This is a genomic window from Cellvibrio sp. (genome assembly GCF_046347455.1).
GTDB lineage: Bacteria > Pseudomonadota > Gammaproteobacteria > Pseudomonadales > Cellvibrionaceae > Cellvibrio.
In genome coordinates, this window is sequence record NZ_JAXMGC010000001.1 from 363,505 (window position 1) to 381,613 (window position 18,109).

An 18,109-nucleotide genomic window follows, 5' to 3' on the forward strand; every position below is an offset into this window, starting at 1 on the left:
ACACTATATATTTTTAAGAGGGAAATAGAACGCAATAAGCTAGGGCGCTACCCGAGGCCGGAAAATTTTGTCAGGAACAAAATTTGGCAGCTAAGCTGGCCCGCAGGGCTGAGCATAGGGATGTGCGAACCACCTGAACCGGGTACCGGTTCAAGTCACGCGATATATTTTCTTACGAAGGAAACTAAAAAATCGCATCTAAATAGATGGTGCCCGAGGCCGGACTTGAACCGGCACGCCCCAAAGAGCGACAGATTTTAAATCTGTTGTGTCTACCGATTTCACCACTCGGGCAGAGTGCTTTTACTTCGGTAAGTAAAAGAAAAGTGGAGGCGCGACCCGGAGTCGAACCGGGCTCAACGGATTTGCAATCCGACGCATAACCGCTTTGCTATCGCGCCATTTCAAGAGGCCGCAATTTTAGCGGAGTCATTTTCAAAATCCTAGTGTTTTCTGATAGTTATAAGTCTTTTTTGCGACCTGCAAGCTATTTGAGGAGTGAAAATCGACGATATGCTTATTTTTTGGGCGAAGTGGTTGAAAAGAAGGGATAGGCAGCGCGCAAATAAATCACCATGGACCATAAAGTCAGAGCCGCAGCGCCCGCCAAAGCCAAGTAACCTATTTCCATGAGGTACCACCGGTCTATATCCATTAGTAAAACCAAAATGGCAACCATTTGTAAGGTAGTTTTGATTTTACCGATAAACGAAACCGCAACACTGGCGCGTTGGCCGAGCTCAGCCATCCATTCACGCAGCGCCGAAATAATAATTTCACGCCCCACAATCACTGCTGCTGCCGCTACAAACCAAGCCGAATCATGGTGAACAGAAACCAGTAGCAACAAAGAAATGGCAACCATAAGTTTGTCGGCAACCGGATCGAGGAATGCGCCGAAGGGAGTGCTTTGATCGTATTTGCGCGCAACGTAGCCGTCTAACCAGTCGGTAATGGCGGCGACCGCGAATATTAGGGCACACGCAATATGTGCCCAATGGACGGGTAAATAAAAGATCACTACAAACAAGGGAATTAAAACAATTCGCAGAAGTGTCAGCTGATTAGCAAAAGTCATAACCAGTATTTCTCGCCAAAAACGGGGTCAGAGCAGGCAATAGCGGGGCCAAGCGTGCAAGTTAGGTGGATCATACACTATCACCTATTCATTATGGAAAAATGCATAGATTTCTTCTGCCAAGTGCTGGTTGATTCCACTGACCCGCAGTAAGTCATTAATGCTCGCTTTTTGAATCTCCTGAATTCCACCAAAGTGCCTTAGCAGCTCACGACGACGAACAGCACCCACACCTGGGATATCTTCCAATGTAGAAGTTTTACGCTTTTTATCTCTGCGCTGCTTATGACCAGTAATCGCAAAGCGGTGCGCTTCATCGCGGATGTGTTGGATCAAATGTAACGCAGGTGAATCGTTGTTAAGCACAATTTCGGTATCAGTTTGCGCGTTATAGAGCGTTTCAAAACCCGCTTTACGAGTCGAGCCTTTCGCGACACCGATCATCAAGACATCATCAATTCCCAACTCGGCCAAGACAGTTTTCGCAATTCCGAGCTGACCTTTACCACCATCGATCAACAAAATATCGGGCATCTTGCCCTCGCCTTTTTTGAGGCGCGTGTAACGGCGCTCCAAGGCTTGCTGCATCGCAGCGTAGTCGTCGCCCGGTGTGATACCTTCAATGTTAAATCGACGATAGTCCGATTTGAGTGGGCCATTGGTATCGAACACAACGCAGGATGCAACGGTCAATTCACCGCTACTGTGGCTAATGTCAAAACACTCCATTCGTTGCGGTATATCGTCCAACTGCAATGCATCTTGCAGGGCGACAAAGCGATCCAATGAATTTTGTTTTGTGTTGAGATGGGTAATTAAATTTTGTTCTGCTGCGTTCACCGCCATTTGCAGCCATTGCGCGCGGTGGCTTCGCACACTGTGTGAAAAATAAACCTGACGGCCAATAGCTTGCTGTAGTGCCGTAGCCAAAAGCTCTACATCTTCCAATTCGTAATTGGTGATAATTTCGCGCGGAATATCGCGCCCCGCACTGGCCAAATAAAATTGTGCAATAAATTGCGTGAGAATATCTGCAGGTGTTTCGGCAAGCCCCATCTGCGGGAAAAAACTTCTACTTCCCAGAATGCGACCTTGCCGCACAAATAAAATATGCACGCACAGCGCGTTAGGGCGACTCACAAGGGCAACAACATCTATATCGCCCTGCCCCTCTTCAATAATTTGCTGCGATTGAATGCTGCGCAGGAAAGTAATTTGATCGCGGAATTGTGCTGCTTTTTCAAACTGCAACTGTTGTGCTGCTTCATCCATTTGATTCGCTAGTTCACTCATGAGCTCTTGACCATTACCGGTCAAAAACATGCGTGTATGGCGAAGATCGTTCTCGTAATCTTCTTTGCTAACAAATTCAACACAAGGCGCGGTACAACGCTTAATTTGGTACTGCAAACAAGGACGTGAACGATTATTGAACACGCTATCTTCGCACTGGCGCACGCGAAATGTTTTTTGCAGAAAGTGCAAACTTTCACGTACAGCACCTACATTTGGGAATGGTCCGTAATAATCCCCCTGTTTTTTCTTGGGACCGCGATGCACGCTGATGCGCGGATAAGGCTCACCGCTAGAAACAAAAATATAGGGGTAGGATTTATCGTCACGCAGTGAAATATTGTAGGGCGGACGGTTGGCTTTAATGAGATTCTGTTCAAGAATCAAGGCTTCCGCTTCGCTGGAAGTAATGGTTACTTCGATGCGATTAATACGCGCAACTAAGGCATGAGTTTTGGGCGACAAACCCGTTTTACGAAAATAGCTTGCAAGGCGAGACTTTAAATTTTTGGCCTTGCCGACATACAAAATCTTTCCCTCGGCATCAAACATTTGATAAATGCCGGGTTGTTGGGATGCATCCGCCAAAAAGCGAACCGAATCAAACTGTGGGGCGACAGATTTTTCAGACATGTGAATTAAAGTGCGGCAACAAAATGTAGGCTGCACTTTACATCAATCAGGAAGGATCAATACAGGGCTTTGCGCCAAAATTACACAACCGCTTCCGGATCAAGCAGATTGTGTTTTACGGCGAGCAAAGTAAGCTCTACGTCGCTGTTGATATCCAGCTTTTCGAAAATTCGATAGCGGTAACTGTTTACTGTTTTAGGGCTCACACAAAAGGTGTTAGCTATATCGTTAACCTTTTGCCCGTTGGCGATCAACATGGCGGTTTGCAGCTCACGTTGCGATAGCTTTTCAAATGGAGAATCCTGACTGCTATTACCGGAGAAGTTTTTCAACGCCAACTGTTGAGCAATACTGCTGCTCATATACAAGTCACCGCGAATCACTTTGTCGATAGCGCTGGTAATTTCCGAAAACTCTGCACCTTTGGTGACATAACCAACAGCACCAGCTTGCATCAAGCGCGTTGGATACAGATCGTCATCACAGGCGGTTACCGCAATAATTTTCAAGGAGGGATTTACGACTAACAATTTTTTGGTGGCTTCGAGCCCGCCCATTCCCGGCATCTTGACGTCCATGAGCACCACATCCGGTAAAAGTGTGCGCGCTTTTGTTACTGCTTCTTCCCCGCTTTTGGCATCTCCTACCACTTGGTAGCCGTCTATATCGGCTAACATACGCACTATCCCCATGCGTACCAAGTCGTGATCATCGACAACGAGTATTTTAGTCAAGCTAGCCCCCATGCCTTGTGGCAAGTGTTATTTTTTCTAATGGACGCTGTATGGCGCATTTTTCGCGATTGTAGTCTTACACAATCCAAACTACCAGACATTGATTGCCTCGGCCTTTGACCGACAAGACAGCGCAATCAACGCATTCTACAAATCTTAAAGGTTTTTTGAAGCTTTAGGGATAGTTTCTTGGCTCTTGCTCTAATTCAACGCCAAACTTCAACAAAATAGCTTCTTTAATAGCCGACGCCAAGGCTAGAACTGCGGTGCCTTTTAAGCGTTTAGGGTTCGTGAGTACCAAAGCTTGCTCGGCATGAACAGTAGCTTCCAATTCGCGCCCCTTCCAACCCGCTCGATCTATTAGCCACCCGGCGGCCAGCTTTACTCTGGTCTCATCTACGGGGTAAGAAACTATATCGGGGTAAGTTTGCTGAAGCTCAACCAACTTGCTAGGGGTGATAATAGGATTTTTAAAGAAACTGCCTACGTTAGGTATTTGTTTCGGGTCTGGCAATTTACTGCGTCGAATATCGCAAACCACTTGGCTCACCAGCTCAGGAGTAATTTCTTGTGGGCTGTAGCCGACTAAAGCGGCCTGCAATGCGGGATATTGGATGTTGAGGTTCGGCTTTTTACCCAGCTTAAAAGTCACCGACGTAATAATGAACTGATCAAGAAGCGCGTTTTTGAACACGCTATCTCTATAGCCAAATTGGCAAGACTCCGGTGTAAAAGTGATGGATAAACCAGATTTAACATCCACCGCGCTTAGCTCACTAAATACGTCTTTTAGTTCAACGCCGTAAGCACCGATGTTTTGAATGGGCGCTGCGCCAACATTGCCGGGAATTAAGGACAAATTTTCAAGTCCGAAAAATCCCTCGTCCAAACAGTAATCGACAAAATCGCTCCAGTTTTCACCCGCTGCTGCTTTAACGTAATAAAATTCATCGTCCTCCCGCACCAACTCCTTTCCCAACAATTGAACGTGAATGGCTAAACCGGGAAAGTTTTCATGCAGAACTATGTTACTCCCACCACCCAATACCAACAGCGGAAAATTTTTTTCTTTCGCGAACTTAATGGCCGCCTGTAATTCTTCTTCATCTTTAACGGAGACAAAAAAATCCGCGCACACTGGCGAGGCAAGTGTGTTGTAGTTCTGTAAATTAAAATGAGGCAAATAAAGTGGCACAGTTAAAACCTAGATAAACGGACTTTTAAAGTAGTCAGCGAATGATTAACCTTTCGACTAACGCAGTTTATTTTTTTGAATCGTTTCAAGCAAACCTGCGGCAGCATCTTCAACCAAATCGAGCACTAATTCAAAACCAGCCTGCCCGCCGTGATAAGGATCTGGCACTTCACGGTAATGCGTTTGTTTTCCGAACGCTAAAAACAAGCCTAGGTGACCCGCGTAATCCTGCGGTTTAAGCGATTGCAAATATTCGAGATTACTCTCGTCCATCGCCAAAATGTAATCAAACTCATGAAAATCTTTTGCGAGCACAGCGCGGGCGCGCAGCACAGACAAATCAATATTACGACTTTTCGCAGCAAGGATGGTACGCGCATCCGGCATTTTTCCCTGATGCCAACTTGCGGTGCCCGCAGAGTCTATGTGGATCTGTTCGCTTAAGCCCGCTTCGTTCACCAATTTTCGAAAAACGCCTTCAGCGGTGGGTGAACGGCAGATATTTCCTAAACACACAAATAAAACATTCACCGGCATTTTTATTTCTCAAGCAAGGATTTAACACGTTGTAGATCTTCTTCTGTATCAACGCCGCCCGGAACCGCAACAATCGCTTCAGCGATATGAATTAGCTCGCCATTCCACATAACACGTAATTGTTCGAGCAATTCAATTTTTTCCAAAGGTGCGGGAGCCCAGGTTACAAACTTGTGCAATAGACCGACACGATAAGCGTATATACCTATATGACGCTGCGCAGGAAAATTATTCGGCAATTCAGTTACATCAGCCTGCGCAAAATGGTCGCGGGGCCAAGGAATAGGTGCGCGCGAAAAGTACAAAGCACGCCCTTCTTTATCGGCAACAACTTTTACGATGTTTGGGTTTCGAAAATCAGCCAAGCTATGAATGGGTTCGCTGAGTGTGGCCATGGCCGCAGAGCTCATTGACGCCAAATTATTTGCGACTTGATTAATAACTTGCGCGGGAATTAAAGGTTCGTCACCTTGTACATTCACGACGATTTCATCATCGGCCAAGCCTAAGCGTTTAACTACTTCTTGCAGACGATCTGTTCCAGATGTGTGTTCCGCAGATGTCATACATACCTGCGCACCGAATGCTGTGGCAACGGCCTCAATTCGCTCGTCGTCTGTAGCAATAATCACTTGATGAGCGTCGCTTTCACAGGCACGCTCATACACGTGCTGAATCATAGGTTTCCGAGCAATCTCTTTAAGAGGTTTAGCCGGCAAACGTGTGGAAGCATAGCGGGCCGGTATTACAACCGTAAATTTCATGGTTTTACCTTTTAGACAATTTTCTAAAACAACGTGTTTGGAATATTTCTTTTATAAAGCATCAAGCTTTTGCTGAAACGCTGACCAAAAATGTTCATTTAGCCGCGCGCCCACAACTAAGGAATACCAATCGGGTTTTGCGAACGCCTGACATTTCACTGCATCTTTTTCAGTCATCACAACAGTCCCATTGTTAAAGCCGGAAAAATCTTGCGGGGAAAAAGTGTGGTGATCTGGAAATGGATGCGCGTTAAAACTTATCGAAAGAGAATCAAGTGTCTTAAAAAAACGCTGTGGATTACCAATGCCGGCCACCGCGTGAACCGGCTGCATCAATATAACGGCATCGAGCGAAAATTCTTTTTGAGCAGCGATATTGCGCCAAGCGACAGGCTCCAAATTCATCGCGTGAATATTAGGGTGATGGGGCATAAGTTTGGTTTCGCCCGGATTATTTACAACGATTAAATCAACATTATTTAACCGCGATACAGGTTCACGCAAAGGCCCAACAGGCAGCAGATGTTGATTCCCGAATAAACGCTGACCATCAACCACAGCAATTTCCAGCTGCCGCCCCAAGACGTAGTGCTGCATACCGTCATCGCTAAGAATGATTGTGCAACCAGCTTCAATTAATACCTTTGCAGCGGCGACACGATCGGGCGATACACAAACACAACAGCCCGTCGAACGGGAAATCAACAAAGGTTCATCCCCGGATTCTGATGCAAGGGACTTTTCATTTAATAAAAACGGGTAATGCGGAGCTTTACCGCCGTAGCCCCTGCTCACAACACCGGGCTTATGTCCTTTATCCTGCAAATACTTAACAAGTTCAATAATAAGTGGCGTTTTTCCGGTACCACCGACGGAAATATTCCCCACGATGACAACAGGAACAGAAACCTGTTGTTGAAAAAATCTCACCAATACGAATTTACGGATGTTACTGATGAAATAAAACAACCAACTCAAAGGCAACAACACATAAACCCAAAAGGATTTACCGTACCAAGCCTTTAACAAGAGGTTATGTGATGTTTTCACGCGGTGCCCAGCACAAATCAGCAACAGATTATTTCTTTTTAATGTCTACTGCTTCAGGTTGACGGGAGGTAATACTTAATCGACTGAATCCAAGCTGCCCCGCTACATCCATGGCCGTTACCACAAACTGATGCGGGGTTTTAGCATCCGCTGTTAATAACAACGGCATATCGGTTTTGCCTTCGGATGTTTTTAAAATTGCTGCACGCAAAGTATCTGTTTCATTATTGACCAAGCTTTGGCCATTAATAGAGAAACTACCCTGTTCGCTGATCACAATTTCAATTTGTTGTTTTGAATCGGTTGAAGGCTCGCCTTTGGCTTCGGGCAACTCAACACCTAAATGCGTTTCTTTGGTGAAAGTGCTCGACAGCATGAAAAAAATCAGCAAAAAAAACATCACATCAATTAGTGATATGAGGTTCATGGGTTCGAGTTCGCGGGACTGGCGGCGAAATTTCATGGGTTATACCAGCTTCACATCAACATTACGGTCGGTGTGTAATGCGTCTACCAATTTGATGGATTCTTCTTCCATGATAACCACCAAGCTATCGACTCGACGCAAAAAATAACGGTGCAAAATGGTCGCTGGAATAGCAACAATCAAACCAGCTGCAGTTGCAATCAAGGCAACCGCAATACCGCCCGCCAAAACACCGGCATTCCCCGAACCTTTCAACATGATCGCGTTAAAAGTTTCGATCATACCGAATACGCTCCCCAAGAGACCCAATAAGGGAGCTACGTTTGCAATTGTGCCCAGAGCACCAAGGTAGCGTTCCAAATCGTGAATAACCTGGTTGGCCGCTTCCTGAATAGAATCTTTCATCACTTCACGGCCATGACGGGAATTGCTTAAACCAGCGGCCAAGATTTTACCAAGAGGAGAGGATTGCTTTAATTCACGCAGCTTTGCCGCATCAACTTGATTGCTCTTTATCCAACTCCACACTTGCGCGAGAAGAGTTCGGGGAGCGACTTTATTAGGATTAAGCGTCCAATAGCGTTCAATACTGATGCCAATAACGGCAATTGAACAGAGGATGATTGGAATCATCATTACACCACCAGACACGATGATTTCGAACACAGGCGACCTCACTATCGAACTTATTATTGAATACTTTTCAGGCTAACCAAAAACCACAGATATTGCGGCGTACCTTACCACAAGACGTGTAGAAAACCATGCTGGGCTTCAACTTTTCTAGCGATGAAGCCTTAGAAATCAAGCTATTGGAGATATGTGTCATCAAACCAATAACGCTTTGCGAATAGTCGATACTCCCTTATCTCTGCGTCATCATTCACCCAACTGAACGTTAAGGCGCCACCTGTTGCCGTATTGAGGGGCCTTGAACCTTGCGCAAGATAGCGCGCTTGTACATCCGCATGGGGATGCCCATGTTGGTTGTGATATCCGGCGCTGTAAACAACAACCTTCGGCTGAAGCTTGGCAACAAACTCGGGAGTCGATGACGTGTGGCTACCATGGTGCGGTGCCAGCAATACTTCCACCGGACTTAACCCGCCCTGCTCCACCAAACTCCGCTCCACGTCTTTTTCAATATCGCCCGTCAACAATATTTTGTGGTTATTAAACTCAACCATAAGTACACAGGAATGATTATTCGCTTTGGCATTCGTTTTCAGTGGCCACCTAATGAATGCGAAATTAACACCGTCCCACTGCCAAGGCTTCTGCGAGTGGCAAGTATCCACAGGCACGGGTTTTGATTGAGCTTGGTATTTTTCGGGTTCACCCAGCCACAAATCGTCAACGTCAGTTGAAGCCAGTACACCTGCTAATCCGCCGAGATGATCTAGATCATTGTGACTTACTACCAAGTGCTCCAAGTAATTAATACCTTGGCTTTGTAAGTAAGGAACAATGATTCCGCTACCTGCATCGAAGTTCTCCGTGTAAACAGGCCCGGTATCGTAAAGTAATTGATGATGAGGTGTGCGCACGAGAACCGCAGTTCCCTGCCCCACATCAAATACCAGCATTTGCAAAGACGGCAGCTGGTTTAATGGAATGACTAAGGCAAGGATGATCCCAAACCCGCCTAAATATTTATTTCCAAGTCCACGAGGCGAGAGAATCAAAAATACTCCGATAATGGCAAGCCCCAAAGCCAAGGGATTTAAATTCAATAAGGGATTAAATTTACCTTCCCCCAATTTCAATAAATAAGAGAGCCATTCATGCACCACCAACATTCCCCATTCGGAACAATGCAGAAAAAATGATTCAGCAAATGGAAACAAAAAATGACTCAGTGCTGAAATAATCAAACACGGTACTACAAAAAAAGTGATGACTGGGATTGCAACGAAATTCGCTGGGGGAGCCAGCAATGAAGATGTATGAATTAAAAGGGATAGCGGAATCAGCAGGCCAATAAACATTACCCACTGGGATTTCGCAAACACAACAAGATAATTTTTGGTTGCATCACTCACACCACTTCGTAAAGAAGTAGAAATCCTTCCAGAAAAACAAAAAATCAACATAGCTACCGCAACAAATGATAACCAAAAACCCATGTCATAAGCGGCTAAGGGATCGTAAAGCAGAACCAAAACTAATGCGATGACCAAACTATAGCTGGCAAAGAAGCTGCGTCGCCATAACAAGGCAAGCTGAACAACCATCAACATGATTAAGGTGCGTATGGTAGGAATATTAAAGCCGGCAAGTAGGCTATAGAAAAGTGTGAAGATAACCGAGCAAACACAACCATAAAAAACTGACGGGAACTTCGACCAAACTGATTGCAAACTTCGGCCGATGAGATTTCCAAAAAAGAAACCGACTATGGCGAAAAAACCTAAATGCAAACCGGAGATGGCGATCAAATGATTGGTGCCAGTCTTGATCATTTGTCCCCATTGGTCTTTATCAACCAATGAGGTATCACCTACCAACAGCGCCACTAAAATACTTTTTTGAGGACTGCTACTCGCGTTTAGAAGCCATTGCTGCAAATCATAACGCAGCACGTCCATCGAAAATTTTGGCTGAGTTTTTAAGCGCTCATTTAAACCTTGGCGAATATAACCTGTCGCTCCAATGTCACGTCTAAGCAGCGATACTTGGTAGTCAAACCCACCCGGATTCACAAAGCCGCGGGGCCGCTTTAATTTCACAGTCAACCGCCATTGCTCACCGGTTTTTACTCGAAGATTTGTGTAGCTACTCACATTTATTTTGTGTGGAAATTGTGTGAATGGCTCAGCGTAATCGTAAGGGAAATATGCGCGGTCAACTTTCAGAGTAAATAGCTGACGTCGATCATTTTCCTGTGGCAAACCAACTACCTGCCCTTCCGCAACCAAATCTTTTTCCGCCAAAGAGTGTGGCAATTGATTAGCTAATAAACGATAACCCGAAAAAATTCCGTAACACAAGCCAAAGAAAAATAGGACTGCCCATAAAACGGGGCGGAATTTCCGAAAAAACAAAATGGATACGAAAAGTACGGGGACAGCGGCAGACAACAGCGTTACGGGTGACGGCAAAGTCGGCAAATATCCCGCCAATACAATGCCTGAACAGAAGAAAAGTAGATTTAGCATAACATCCTTGTTTATAAATCAATCAGGTTAAACAAACACCTGTGCCACCTAAACCGCAATAACCATTTGGATTCTTCGCCAAATACTGCTGATGATAGGCTTCAGCGTAGAAAAACTCTGTTAGGGGTAATATTTCCGTAGTAATTTCGCCTAGACCAGCTTCAGTCAATGCTTTCTGATAGATCTGTTGTGAGGATTTAGCTGAAGAAAGTTGCTGGTCGTTATAGGTGTAAATACCAGACCTGTATTGAGTACCGCGATCATTTCCTTGTCGCATACCTTGCGTAGGATTATGTGACTCCCAGAAAACTTTGAGCAAAGCCTCAAGCGAAATCTTCTGAGGATCAAATACAACCAGCACAACTTCGTTATGCCCAGTCATCCCACTACAAACCTCTTCATAAGTTGGATTGGGCGTATAACCTGCTGCGTAGCCCACGGCCGTAGTGTATACGCCTTGCTGCTGCCAAAAACGACGTTCAGCTCCCCAGAAGCAACCCAACCCAAAAACAATTTTCTCAAGCCCCGCAGGGAAAGGTTCTGTTAAGGTCGTTCCTAAAACCATGTGCTTATGAGTCACCGGCATTTTTTCAGTACGCCCGGGCAAAGCTTGCTCTGGGGTTGGCAAGGTGAATTTTTGCTGTACATAAAACATGTTTTATCTCCAGCTAGATTACAAAACTAAAACCAACGATTTAATTGCGCTTTTTCCCACACGCTCAAAAGCGCGCGTTCAAACGCAGCTTGAGCCGCTAACCCCATCTTTTCGGGGAGAGATTTTTTTACCGCATATTCGACCTCAAAAATATCAGCTGTCTCGACTTGATCTAATAAATACTCATCACTTGTTTGCAATACATCCACAAGATTTACGTCTTTCGCACGACGCCCAAACCACACTTCGCCTGTGGCAACTTTGGCTATGTCGACTTGGGGGCGATGTTCTGAGACAAAGTCTTTGAATAAAACATGAGTGTCTTCAATATCCTCAACAAATTTCTCGCGTCCCTTCTGAGTATTTTCACCAAACATGGTTACGGTACGTTTGAATTCACCTGCCGTAAACATTTCGTAATCAATATCATTTTTCTTGAGCAACTTGTGAAAGTTGGGCAACTGAGCCACAACGCCGATAGAACCTAAAATAGCGAAAGGCGCGGCAACAATTTTATTGGCAACACAAGCCATCATGTAACCGCCAGACGCAGCCACTTTGTCTACGCACACGGTTAGCGGGATTTCTTTGTTGGTAATACGAGCTAATTGACTCGAGGCCAAACCGTAACTATGGACCATGCCACCGCCGCTTTCTACCTTTACGACAACTTCATCTTTTGGGGTTGCCATGGTGAGCACCGCGCTAATGGATTCGCGTAGGCTATCATTTGCAGAGGCTTTGACATCCCCATGAAAATCCAACACAAACACGCGCTTCTTATGCTCATCTGATGCTGATTCAGCGTTCTTTTTACCTTTTTCTTTGGCGGATTTCTTTTGCTCAGCTTTCTCAAGTTTTAAACGCTTCTTTTCATCTTTATCAAGTTGCTTAACCTGCTCCTCGTCTAGCACTGCGTGCTGCAAGGTTTCACGCATAGCCTTAAACTTTTCATTCAACTTACTAACTTGTATATGGCCTTTCTCTGACTTTTTCCCACGTGAACTTGCCGATACAATTAAACTGACAACAACCGCTATAGCCACCACAAAAGTGACTGTTTTTGCTAAAAATAAACCGTACTCTGTTAAGAATTCCAACGTATAACTCCAATCAAGATAAATAAACTATTTCCAATCTTCCATCGCTTTACTTGCGACGTCATTCAAAGGCCGAACATTTAAACCGTTACTGGCCAAGCTAATCTCGTAAAGTGCCCCATTCTTCATCGGCAAATAACGTGCAGTACCGTAATGAGCATCAATAACAGAGAACCATTGCGGGCGTGCATTAATCAGCTTCCATAAATCTAAACCCAGGGGGCTTTCAACTAATGAGTAGGTTGAACGCTTCTCGGTTGTTTCCTTTTGTATGTCGTAATAACGACCACTCAAACGATCTAACCTGAATGCGGGTTTTATATCAAAACCAGAAAAATATCCCTGCCACTTAATAATCCGCGCATCCAGTTGCCATTGATCACCGTGCAAACTAAACCGTTGTTGTTTTCCGTTAGCGTCTACCACTAACGCGTCGAAAAATTGATCTTCAATAGTTTCAAAATTAATAGTTGCTACGGGTTGTCCGACCAAAATTTGCTTGTAACTATAAATGTCGTAGGACACTAATCCAATGGCGCCACCGATAGCCAACAGACCAAGACCGAACATACCGGTGAGCCAACCCATAAACCAGCTTCTCAACCAAAGAACTTTTGCTGCACGGTAAATAAAAAAAGCAGCAACTAATACAATAACAAGCGCAACCAAGGTATATAACATAGGAATCCTTATCTAAGCTTATGATTCATTATTTGAACGAATAGATTGTCTTTCTTGTACAAAAGTTCTTATTAGACGGCCCGATATAGTTGATGCAGCAGGAATATTGGGTAGCTGATCATAGCGATACCAATAAGCCGCTCGGATTTCCTCGCCATCTACGGTTAAGTCACCCTCAGCGTAATCGGCGAAGTAACCCAACATTAGCTGACCGGGGAAAGGCCAAGGCTGGCTAGCAACATAACGGATGTTAGCAACGCTAACGCCTACTTCTTCTTTAACTTCTCGTTCCAGAGTTTGTTCGGGGCTTTCGCCCATTTCAATAAAACCTGCAAGACAGCTGTATTTTTCATCTTTCGAGCGCGCGTGCCATGCCAGCAAACATTCGTCACCTCGCGTCACTAATGTGATAATGCACGGCGAGAGGCGCGGATAAAAATCTAATTTGCACGACACGCAGACTTTCGCGAAATCTCGTGCATGTTGCTCCGTTGGTTTCCCGCAGCGACCGCAATATTGGTGATCAAAATGCCACCGTAAAATTTGCAAAGCTCGCCCTGCGGTTTGAAACTCCTCTTCCGTCACTGATTCAACGAGGCTGCGCAATGTGCGCCAACTGAAACCCGGAATTTCTTTATAAGCAACACTGACGACGAAGTCTTCTTCAGATGATTTACTTTTTAGGGCGTGCTTTATATCGGGTTCAAAGTTCAACCGCGCCAAGTCCGCATGACTTAAAAACGCGATTTTCCCATCTTCAGTACACAAAAATTTTTCGTCAGCAACGACATAATGCACATGCGTGTCTTGCACTGATTACACCTTATAACCCAAGGCTTCCAGACTTTCTTCAGCAATTCCCAAGACGTCAGTATCGGCTTTTTTATCAACCTTTAAATTATCCAAGTAATATTCGAGGCTGATGATGGCGTCTGCAAAGGTATCCATCATGTGTTGAATTGCCGCTTGTTGTTCATCGTCCATTAAAGACTCATCAATAAACTTCATGCATCCGGCAATGACTTTAGCGGCACGCGGTAAGCCTAAAACGAACATACCACCGCGCACTGTATCAAGAGTCGCAGATATGTTGGCAATGTGAGCTTTATCGTAATTGGATTCGGCGAAGGCGCTTAAAGCTCGCTTGACCATGGCAAGGCCTGATTCGATTTCGTCAATCACCAACTTTTCTGCTTCAGCGATTTGGTTATTGGCCATTACATCATCGCGTGACAATGCGTTAATTTGTGCGAGCTTTTCATCAGACAGATTGGATTTTCCTAAGCCTGCAATGGTGCTTTCAACGTACAACAGCGTGTCTGCAACACTCAATAAATCACTTGGATTAACCGCTTCGCCTGATGTTTTCCAGCGTTGGATTTTTTCAATTTCCTGTTTGAGGCCATTGCTCGGTGACACCAGACCAACAATCGCCAGAATATCTGCAATCTTTTTCAGCGTATCAACAAGCTCAGGAGATTCAGATAAGGTTTCTGCGCCACTTTGTGCAGCGCGTTCCAAAATATTTTTCGTGCTATGCAATTCATCGGTTAACACAGCAGCCATTGAGTTAATCGTATTAACGCTTGGGCCACGCAAAAATTCCATTTCACGCGCGAGTTCTTTGTCGCTGTAACTAAGCGAGGGAACGGCATAAGCGGATAAGACTGCTTTTGATTTATCGGTTGACGATTTTGATAATGTGAGCAGGTACAACAGCTCTTTAACCAACGCGGCATCAGGCTGGCGATTCATAACCGCAGCACCTTCAAACTGCAAGCGCTTAATTTCGCGATCTAAACTGCTAAACAACATTTTCCGGCTTTTGGTGATCCGCAAGTTTTCTTCACTAACGGACGTTAAGCTTGCATTCGCAAGCCACCACAAGTTACCCAACGCAGTAGCACCACACACGGACTCCAAACGTTCCAAGGCCCGGCACATAATTCCAAACGAAGATTTTATTTGCGAGCCTTGCAGCACCTTAAGAAGCCCCGCTTGATACATATGACGTAGGCGACGCACGAGGGCAGTAAGATTTTCTTGCGAAGGTGCTGTTTGTTGAGCGGTGCGCGAAATTGTTAAGGGTTCGTAGTTAAAGTAAAAACTTTCTGGCAACAAGGGTGCTTTGCGCGCTTGTCGTAATTCGTTGATATGGGGAATTAACAATAGCGCCATGCTACGCGATGTTTGTAGGCAAAACTCAAGGTAGCGAGGCAGCATAAAAAAGGCAGCGGTCAGTAACTCTAACTTTTTATCTGTAGCGGGATTATCACCTAGCGTAATGTCATTGATATGTTCAAGAAGCTCGTCGGCTAAGAGATCCACGCCTTTTAATTGAATCAGACTCAAGGTACCGCGAATTTGTCGAACGCCCTCAATGCAGTTTTGCAAGAGTTCGCCGTTAGTTCTATCGCCCGCGAACTGCTCTAAACGAAGCGCTGATTGTTCGATAGTTGCCAAGAGTTCATCGTGTACCATTTTTAACGAGGCAATATTAAAAGCTTCATTTGCACTCATGAATCAGATCCTAGTTTTAATGTTATTTTTGACTCTATCTCACTTGCGGAGACTTTGCCTGATATTTACTTGTCGTTTATGAGGAATGCTAATGGTTTCTCAAATAGGCGTCTATACACTGACTTGAGCGTCCAAAATGGCTTCCTTCAGCCAAATGCAGTTGCCGCCGCTACTCTTATCTATAGCCGCAAGTTTTGCTTCGTGCGAAACCAACTCTTCTGCACTTGCGATCAATACTGGTAAAGGCTTACGAGTAGCGGGTAATCGGCGAATTTCGCTAACGGCTGCACTGGAGTCTTTGTTGCTGGATTGATTACCACCCAGAGACAAGGCAGTTTGACCACCTGTCATAAGCAAATAAACATCAGCGAGAATTTCAGCATCGAGCAAAGCGCCGTGGAGATCGCGCTGAGAGTTGTCTACCCCATAGCGTTTGCACAAAGCGTCGAGATTATTCTTCTGACCAGGGTGTTTTGCTCTAGCTAATAAAAGACTATCAATGACCGTACGGTTGGTTTCAATCGTAGCCGGACGAGGTGTAAGGCGCGCAAATTCTGCGTTGATAAAACCTATATCAAACGCCGCATTGTGGATGATGAGATCCGCATCGCCCACAAACGCCATAAACTCGTCTGCAATTTGGGCAAACTTAGGTTTGTCGGCCAGCATTTCATTGCTGATGCCGTGGACCTGAAAAGCGCCCGCGTCTACTTCGCGCTCAGGATTTATATATTGATGGTAGTGGCGACCAGTGAGGCGGCGATTAAAGAGTTCAACACAACCTATTTCGATAATCCGATGGCCTTGGGTCGTTTCAAGACCAGTGGTTTCAGTATCCAAAACAATTTGACGCATGTAATGTCCGAGCTTAAAAATATGATGGGTTTTGTATTAGCGTTTTTATTTAGCCTAGCTCTTCTATTCCGCGATTGGCGAGGCTATCGGCAATTTCGTTTTCCCTATGCCCAGTATGGCCGCGAACCCAGCGCCACTCAACTGCATGTCGCTGAGTTTGTTCATCCAGGCGTTGCCATAAATCTGCGTTTTTGACGGGTTGCTTGGCGGCGGTTTTCCAGCCATTGCGCTTCCAGCCTGCAATCCACTCGGTAACACCTTTCAATACATATTGGGAATCGGTGGTCAGCAGCACCGAGCAAGGCTCTTTTAACGCAGCAAGACCTTCGATAGCGGCCATCAACTCCATACGGTTGTTTGTTGTTTCTGCTTCACCGCCGTACAGTGATTTTTCGATATCACCGTAGCGCAACAAGGCCCCCCAACCGCCTGGGCCCGGGTTACCTTTACAGGCACCATCGGTAAATAATTCTATTTGCTTCAATCAGTTATTCCATTTATATCAGGTTATTTCTTAGAAGTATTGTGCATCTGCGGCTCTTTATCGCGAGTTGCTTTACCGAGAATTTTAGTGACGCCCCAGCCCCGCAACCCTCTATAGGCTTGCCACTGAGGCTTTATGGGGGTCATAGCAACGCTATCTTTACGAGCGACTATTACATAAAAGCCACCCCACGGCAGGCAAAGTCTTTTACCCCAGCGTTCCATCCATTGCAAATATTTAGTCACGCCGGATTTATGAGTTGGGGGGCAGTAAAAACCTTGACGCACGGCAACAGGTTCGAAATCCAGAACCGCGAGCCAATCCAATACTCGCCCCAAGCGAAGTGACTGATGGCGCCACTGAGGTGCATCACTAAAAAATCGTGTTAGCCAGCGCCACAACCCCAATAAGCTCCAAGGGTTAAACCCAACCACCACCAAATGCCCTTGGGAAATGAGCACACCAGCGGACTCGCGCAACACCTGATGCGGTTTTTGGCTAAAGTCCAGTGCATGATGCAAAATCACAAGATCTACCGTGTTAGGCGGCAAAGGAAGATGGGTGAAATCAGCAACCCCCGTTACAATAGGGTTTTGAGTTACTTGCGGGTAAAGCGCAAATCGGTGGGAAATTCGGCTGGCCTGGGTTAGATCCAGCTGTCGCGCAACGCTGAGTTGCAGCAGATGGTAACCGAACAAATCACCTAACTCGCCATCAAGGCAATCTCGCTCTTTATCCACCAACAACTGGCCAAGGGGTGAATCAAACCATTCACTAAGGCCGTCCAGGCTTGTACGCAGGGGCAAAACACCAAAGCGCTTTCGCCATTGGCGCTTCAAGCCTTTTAAAGACAGGCCCTTTAACAGGTTTGACATAGGCAACTCGTATATAAACCGGTTTAGATCTTGAAATTAGGCCGCTCAGGTAGCATTGAGAGGAACTCGC

At 45.5% G+C, this 18,109-nt stretch carries 18 protein-coding genes and 2 tRNA genes; all 20 read right to left on the reverse strand.

Going from position 1 to position 18,109, the window contains the following annotated elements; translation table 11 throughout:
• Positions 1-207: 207 nt before the first annotated feature.
• Positions 208-294 (reverse strand) — tRNA-Leu (locus tag U1F02_RS01650).
• 33 nt (positions 295-327) lie between these two features.
• A tRNA-Cys gene (locus U1F02_RS01655) sits at positions 328-401 on the reverse strand.
• A 116-nt stretch (positions 402-517) separates the two neighbouring features.
• Complete coding sequence (gene pgsA, locus U1F02_RS01660; RefSeq protein ID WP_409988606.1) at positions 518-1,078, reverse strand: CDP-diacylglycerol--glycerol-3-phosphate 3-phosphatidyltransferase; 561 nt, start codon at positions 1,076-1,078, stop codon at positions 518-520.
• Positions 1,079-1,162: 84 nt separating this feature from the next.
• Positions 1,163-3,004 carry an excinuclease ABC subunit UvrC gene (uvrC, locus tag U1F02_RS01665; RefSeq protein WP_409988607.1) on the reverse strand — a complete coding sequence of 614 codons (1,842 nt, stop codon included), beginning with the start codon at positions 3,002-3,004 and terminating at the stop codon, positions 1,163-1,165.
• Positions 3,005-3,084: 80 nt separating this feature from the next.
• Positions 3,085-3,738, reverse strand: a complete 654-nt coding sequence (locus U1F02_RS01670; RefSeq protein ID WP_409988608.1) for a response regulator — start codon at positions 3,736-3,738, stop codon at positions 3,085-3,087.
• A gap of 175 nt (positions 3,739-3,913) precedes the next feature.
• Complete coding sequence (murB, locus tag U1F02_RS01675; protein ID WP_409988609.1) at positions 3,914-4,933, reverse strand: UDP-N-acetylmuramate dehydrogenase; 1,020 nt, start codon at positions 4,931-4,933, stop codon at positions 3,914-3,916.
• A gap of 57 nt (positions 4,934-4,990) precedes the next feature.
• Positions 4,991-5,470, reverse strand: coding sequence for a low molecular weight protein-tyrosine-phosphatase (locus U1F02_RS01680; RefSeq protein WP_409988610.1), 480 nt, complete (start codon positions 5,468-5,470; stop codon positions 4,991-4,993).
• A gap of 2 nt (positions 5,471-5,472) precedes the next feature.
• A complete protein-coding gene (gene kdsB / locus U1F02_RS01685) occupies positions 5,473-6,234 on the reverse strand; it encodes a 3-deoxy-manno-octulosonate cytidylyltransferase (protein WP_409988611.1) in 762 nt (253 codons plus the stop codon).
• A 51-nt stretch (positions 6,235-6,285) separates the two neighbouring features.
• On the reverse strand, positions 6,286-7,284 hold the full coding sequence (gene lpxK / locus U1F02_RS01690; protein WP_409988612.1) for a tetraacyldisaccharide 4'-kinase: 999 nt from the start codon (positions 7,282-7,284) through the stop codon (positions 6,286-6,288).
• 28 nt (positions 7,285-7,312) lie between these two features.
• Positions 7,313-7,747 carry an ExbD/TolR family protein gene (locus U1F02_RS01695; protein ID WP_409988613.1) on the reverse strand — a complete coding sequence of 145 codons (435 nt, stop codon included), beginning with the start codon at positions 7,745-7,747 and terminating at the stop codon, positions 7,313-7,315.
• A 3-nt stretch (positions 7,748-7,750) separates the two neighbouring features.
• On the reverse strand, positions 7,751-8,377 hold the full coding sequence (locus U1F02_RS01700; RefSeq protein ID WP_409988614.1) for a MotA/TolQ/ExbB proton channel family protein: 627 nt from the start codon (positions 8,375-8,377) through the stop codon (positions 7,751-7,753).
• Between the two features lie 143 nt (positions 8,378-8,520).
• Positions 8,521-10,869, reverse strand: a complete 2,349-nt coding sequence (locus U1F02_RS01705) for a DNA internalization-related competence protein ComEC/Rec2 (protein ID WP_409988615.1) — start codon at positions 10,867-10,869, stop codon at positions 8,521-8,523.
• 22 nt (positions 10,870-10,891) lie between these two features.
• Positions 10,892-11,524 carry a peptide-methionine (S)-S-oxide reductase MsrA gene (gene msrA, locus U1F02_RS01710; protein ID WP_409988616.1) on the reverse strand — a complete coding sequence of 211 codons (633 nt, stop codon included), beginning with the start codon at positions 11,522-11,524 and terminating at the stop codon, positions 10,892-10,894.
• 26 nt (positions 11,525-11,550) lie between these two features.
• Positions 11,551-12,624, reverse strand: coding sequence for a protease SohB (gene sohB / locus U1F02_RS01715; protein WP_409988617.1), 1,074 nt, complete (start codon positions 12,622-12,624; stop codon positions 11,551-11,553).
• A 27-nt stretch (positions 12,625-12,651) separates the two neighbouring features.
• On the reverse strand, positions 12,652-13,305 hold the full coding sequence (locus U1F02_RS01720) for a cation/multidrug efflux pump (RefSeq protein WP_409988618.1): 654 nt from the start codon (positions 13,303-13,305) through the stop codon (positions 12,652-12,654).
• Between the two features lie 18 nt (positions 13,306-13,323).
• On the reverse strand, positions 13,324-14,118 hold the full coding sequence (gene nudC, locus U1F02_RS01725; protein ID WP_409988619.1) for an NAD(+) diphosphatase: 795 nt from the start codon (positions 14,116-14,118) through the stop codon (positions 13,324-13,326).
• Positions 14,119-14,121: 3 nt separating this feature from the next.
• Complete coding sequence (locus U1F02_RS01730; RefSeq protein ID WP_409988620.1) at positions 14,122-15,825, reverse strand: pilus assembly protein; 1,704 nt, start codon at positions 15,823-15,825, stop codon at positions 14,122-14,124.
• Between the two features lie 111 nt (positions 15,826-15,936).
• Positions 15,937-16,680, reverse strand: coding sequence for a DNA polymerase III subunit epsilon (gene dnaQ / locus U1F02_RS01735; RefSeq protein ID WP_409988621.1), 744 nt, complete (start codon positions 16,678-16,680; stop codon positions 15,937-15,939).
• 49 nt (positions 16,681-16,729) lie between these two features.
• On the reverse strand, positions 16,730-17,164 hold the full coding sequence (gene rnhA, locus U1F02_RS01740; protein ID WP_409988622.1) for a ribonuclease HI: 435 nt from the start codon (positions 17,162-17,164) through the stop codon (positions 16,730-16,732).
• Between the two features lie 23 nt (positions 17,165-17,187).
• Positions 17,188-18,039, reverse strand: a complete 852-nt coding sequence (locus U1F02_RS01745) for a class I SAM-dependent methyltransferase (protein WP_409988623.1) — start codon at positions 18,037-18,039, stop codon at positions 17,188-17,190.
• Between the last annotated feature and the right edge of the window lie 70 nt (positions 18,040-18,109).